Raw genomic sequence first — 4,974 nt, 5'->3', positions numbered from 1 at the left:
CCCAACCAGGGTCAAGAGTAACGCAGTATTGGACATATTGCGTGTCACCATATGTGAGATGCAACATATCGCCTCTGCCAGATGAGGAAAGCCATTTTTGGGCTACCCAGTACCATGTAATTCCTCCAGCGCTTAATTCGTTACGGCAAAGAACAGCTATAATAAAATAGTCTCCATCGTGACCCGGCTGGTCCAGATAAACTGCGAGTTTAATACTATCAACAGTGTGGCTAACCACATCAATGCCTACAAACGATGCTGTAGGGTCCGATGTGCCAGTTGCTCTGAAATCTCTTACCCAATCAGCGTAAGGACCTGAGGAACCGTCGTTGCCATTAACGAACATGTGAGGAACATACCCCATAGAATAATATGAGCTATAATAGCTGTATCTTTGGGCATTGCCTGGAACCTGTAGGGGGTCAGTTGAACCAGTATGCATGTAGATAAGCACTGTGCTATCCTCCCATTCAGAGCGGTGAGTCAGTAGATATTTCGTGAGCACGCCTGCAATATGCGCATGTTATTCTGCCAAAAATTTCTCCCACAGCCATGCGAGGCGCTGAGTAAATCGTTGAGATAAGCATTAATACCGCGAGCACGGCGAAAATTTTACCTCTCATAACACCCCCTTGCTATTTTCAAACCTAACTATTTTAGGTTATATACTACAAAATAAATGTGTTTTTTGCAACAGAAAATCCGCTATTTTACAAGGATTATTTTCTTTCTCATTATGCTTTTTTCGTCGCTTATTCTCACCAAGTAAACTCCCGATGAGTTGTCCTTTGCATCCCATATCATCGTTCCTCTGCCCTCAACATTCTTTCTAAGCACGATTCTTCCAGTTATATCGGTTATCTCTATTATCGCTTTCTTGGGGGCGTAGAATGAGATTCTGCACATGCTGTTAAATGGATTTGGGCTTGCATTAATATATACCGTTTTCGGTCGAGGATTAATCTCAGCAACACTTGCACTGTCCCTAAGCCAGTTTATTATTCGCTGCATAACGGTAAGCCTGTGGTTAAAGCTATCTATAGCCTCGAAGCCAAAACCAAGGTAAACGAGGCCATAGTGTTCGTGCCATCCTGAGCCGTATCTTAACCCTGCGCACTCACGCGTGCCAGGACCGTAGTAGAATATAGGCTTTGCTCCCGCTATAGGAGTTATAACATCAGCGTAACTTGAGTTGTCGGCTCCGTCGCCATCGTCTATGCTGAATTGCAGCCCATCCGAAATGGGGTCACCCGGCACACCGTGAACCTCGTGACTTGTTGCTGAATCGAAAAGTGCAGACCTGTCAGAACTTGCGCGAAGGTAGCTTTCGAAAAATTCGTAGTCGGTGTATCGGCCGTCAAGAACGAGGTCATAACCTATTTCAGTGCCTGAGATGAACAGTTTTCCGCCGCGGTCGAGGTAGTATTTCAACGCTGACCTGTCAGAGGATTGTAAAGTTCTGTTGCGACTATAATTACCCGTGAACCACACAACTATGTTGAATCTTTCCATTATCTGACCGTCAAGTGGACCATTTCGCCGATTGTAATAGAAGTATTGGAGACCAAGAGAATCCAAGACCTCTGTGTAGTAATGCTCATAATCGTATCTATAGTCATCGTCAACGAGAAGTATATTTCCGCCTGTCGTGGCTATGTAGTGGAATTCGAAAGAATCGGGAGCGTTTAATGCTGAATAGCTTACATTTATTTCTGCGGTAGCTCTTACTGTCGGGTCTGATATTACAACGATTTTAAGACTATCGATAGCCGCTGTGTCGAGGAATATTGTGGTGTCGCCACTTATAACTGTTCCATTGTAATAAATAGTAACATCCCAGGGAATGGGAGCATCAATAGTGAAATCCATGTTTATCGAGTCTCCATTTGCACCGAGGTTTTTGATGACATTGGTTATTGTTGCTGTGTCACCGAGGTCAAGGATATTATATGTAGGGCTTAGGTTATCTACATTGTACATATACGCCGGCAATGGTAACGCCATTTTCACAGATTGAAGAACCTCATTGCTTATAGGATCATCTATAATGAAAACAACCTCGCAATTTGGAGTGTACCAGCGGTAGCTTCGCGTGAAGTCTAATGCTATATCTAATGTATCGCCTACCGACGGAGCGGTGAACATATACCCAAGGTAAACAGGGAAAACTCCTCTTACGACCCAATTATATTCGCTTGCGGTGCCCGATGGTGGATGAAGATGGTTTTCGGTGACGAATGCGTAAATCCTGAAGAAGTTGCCTGAATTGGCAGGGTCAATATTAACTACACTTACATACATTGTGTCACGGGTAATGTTTCTGACTATGATATCGAAGTCCGAGGAATCTCTGCCTATAGCAGCATGAAGGCTGTCTATTATTTCCTGTGCTGGAACAACTTCAGTTAATCTGAGAAAATCACCCCAAGGGGTGCTAACTATCGTATCACTTGGATGGAACAATCTGTAAGCAAAAAGTTGGTATTCCCTCGCACTCGAGGATAAATAGTTCTCATTATTAAGAAAAACTATTAGCACCGCTGAATCCTCTATAGCGGGATAATTCGCAAGAACATATCGCATACAGCTATCCGAATAAGTGCCCCCCGCCGTTATCCCCATCTCCGCGAATGGCTGCCTTATAAAGGCAAATGAGGAACTGGCGAGTATTAAAATGGCGATAATGAATGCTGCCTTCTTCATTTTACCCCTCCATTTTTAATGATATAATTATTACTACTTTAGTAAAGTTATTCTTCTTGTTACTTCGTCATTTCTGCTTGTAAGTTTTATAAGATAAATCCCTGACGGCAGATCAGCGGCGTTCCACTTTACTTGTCCGCTACCACCTACCTCTCGGTTGAAAACCTTTTTGCCAGAAAGGTCGTATATACTTAGTTCCCCCACACCTACAAGGGAATATTTGATAAGACATATTGGATTGAATGGATTGGGCGTTGCTGTTATAGACACTGATTTTGGCATAACTGTTTTTTCCTCGTCGATGCCGGACTCAAGGAAGTTAAGTATTCTTCTCATAAGGCTCAGGCGCGCGTCGTGGTTGTCTATAGCCTCGAATGGGAATCCGAGGTAAACCACCCTGTAGGCGCCGTCGAAGCAAAGTCCCGCGCAATGGATGCTATCGCCGCGATACCGTAGTATCGGCAATGCGCCGTAAACTGGTGTTAAAACATCTGAGTATCGCCCATTATTTGCGCCATCACCGCCTCTTATTGAGAAGTGTAATCCCCAGCCAAGAAGGTTGCCAGGAACTCCATCGATATCGAAACTGGGTGGTGCATCGAAAAGCTCGGTTGAGTCAGCACTCGCGTGAAGATATCTTTCGAAGAATGTGGTGTCCGTGTATCTTCCGTCGAGTATAAGGTCCCAGCCTATCTCAGCGCCCGTTATGAATAATTTCCCGCCAGAGTTCAAGTAGTGCTTTATAGCGTATTTGTCGCTCTCAAGAAGTGTTCGCGAGGAATAATCGCTGGTGTACCATATAACCTGACTGAACCTTTGAAGCTGTTCTGGTGTTACGAATTTGATTGACCTATCGTGTCTTAAATATTGAACCCCCAGTTCATTAAGCACATCTTCGTAGTAATAGGCAAAATTTATTCTGCCATCATTCACAAGAAGCAGTTCACCACCGGTTCCCGCCATAAGATGTGCGGTGTACATTCGGCCGTTTGCTCGTGAGATGGAAACAACATTTATTCGGGATATGTCAAGGTCTACTGTATCCGTTACAATGACAACTGTTACAGTTTCTGTGGCGAATGTGTCAACAAAGATCCAACCACTATCCCCGAAGCAACTGTCTCCAATGCAAAATTGGACTGTCCATGTTGGTGGCGCATCTGTGCTAAGTCGTATGCTGATGGTGTCAGGGTTTGCGCCAAGGTTGGAGAAGCGGAACATGAATTTTGCGGTATCCCCTGGATTAAGCAACATAGATGTTGATATCGGGCTAATCATTGCGTAGTAATAATCTGGCACTGGGAGAGGCGCATGGGCAGCCTGAAGTATCTCGTGCGTAGCTGAGTCATCGATAAAAATTGCAAGCTCAAGGTTTCTGGGATTCCACGCTGTTGACCTATAATACGGTATTGCAAAATTGGTGGTTGCGCTTGTTGGTGTGAATGTCGTTCCAAATGCCGTGGGGAAAATTTCACGCGCTATCCATTTGTATCCGTCCGATGGTCCACCGTAGAAACGGATGTGATTTTCCAACACAAAAACGAAAAGTCTAAAAGGACCTGGTCCGACCGACGATAAATCCGTGTTGACATTAATGTAAATCGTGTCCTCTGTGGCGTGGTCGAATACTATTTCAAAAGGCGATGTGTCCCTTCCTATGGCTGCAAGAAGACTATCCATCAGTTCGCTTTCGCCTGTCGAGCGGTCAAATGGACTGACGGGTATATTCCCGTTGAAGTCGGACCATGGAGTTCTTCTCGAACTATCACCAGGATGAAGTATTTCGAGGTAAACATAGTTGAGATAGCTCACTATCCTCGGTGTCTCATAGCTGGAACTCATGACGAACGATACCATTACAGCGGAATCATATATTGCTGCGTAGGTGGTATCAAGGTGTCTCGCTGTTGGTCTCGATGTTGAACCCCACGGGTAGAACTCGAATTCTGCAGCAGGTGTGCGCAGGTAACCCAAAGCAAGCGATACGAGAAGCGCAAGCATGATTGGAACTGCTAACTTCTTCATTTTAACCCCCCTTTTGGTTTTTATAGCCTGCGGGCCCAAAACCCGCTTCTTAAATATTAAATGTTATAATTTACAAAGAGCCAATTTATTTTATTAGGGCGATTTTACTGCTATGTGTGAAGCCATCCCCGCAAAGGCTGATTATGTAAATTCCTGAGGATTTATCGGCAGCGTCCCATATGTATGTCCCGGAACCTTTGACCGTGGCGCTTTCGACCAGTTTGCCGTTTATGTCGAGAATTTCCA

4 protein-coding genes are annotated in these 4,974 nt (G+C 44.6%); all 4 read right to left on the bottom strand.

Annotation, left to right across the window (positions count from 1 at the left end; genetic code table 11):
- Positions 1–454: hypothetical protein (locus tag J7J62_05760; GenBank protein MCD6124660.1), on the bottom strand; the 454-nt coding region annotated here is incomplete at its 3' end.
- Between the two features lie 16 nt (positions 455–470).
- Positions 471–623: a hypothetical protein gene (locus tag J7J62_05755; protein ID MCD6124659.1), complete on the bottom strand. Its 153-nt coding sequence runs from the start codon at positions 621–623 to the stop codon at positions 471–473.
- Positions 624–705: 82 nt separating this feature from the next.
- Entirely contained in the window at positions 706–2,703 is a 1,998-nt protein-coding gene (locus tag J7J62_05750) for a T9SS type A sorting domain-containing protein (GenBank protein MCD6124658.1), read from the bottom strand.
- Positions 2,704–2,736: 33 nt separating this feature from the next.
- Entirely contained in the window at positions 2,737–4,728 is a 1,992-nt protein-coding gene (locus J7J62_05745) for a T9SS type A sorting domain-containing protein (protein ID MCD6124657.1), read from the bottom strand.
- Positions 4,729–4,974: the final 246 nt, after the last annotated feature.

It is taken from the genome of bacterium (genome assembly GCA_021159335.1).
In the GTDB taxonomy this organism is placed as follows: domain Bacteria; phylum UBP14; class UBA6098; order B30-G16; family B30-G16; genus JAGGRZ01.
This window is presented reverse-complemented; position numbering and strand designations above follow the sequence as displayed.

Coding starts and splice junctions, on each gene's coding strand:
- J7J62_05745 (MCD6124657.1), bottom strand. CDS start 4,728: ATGAAGAAGTTAGCAGTTCCAATCATGCTTGCGCTTCTCGTATCGCTT.
- J7J62_05755 (MCD6124659.1), bottom strand. CDS start 623: ATGAGAGGTAAAATTTTCGCCGTGCTCGCGGTATTAATGCTTATCTCA.
- J7J62_05750 (MCD6124658.1), bottom strand. CDS start 2,703: ATGAAGAAGGCAGCATTCATTATCGCCATTTTAATACTCGCCAGTTCC.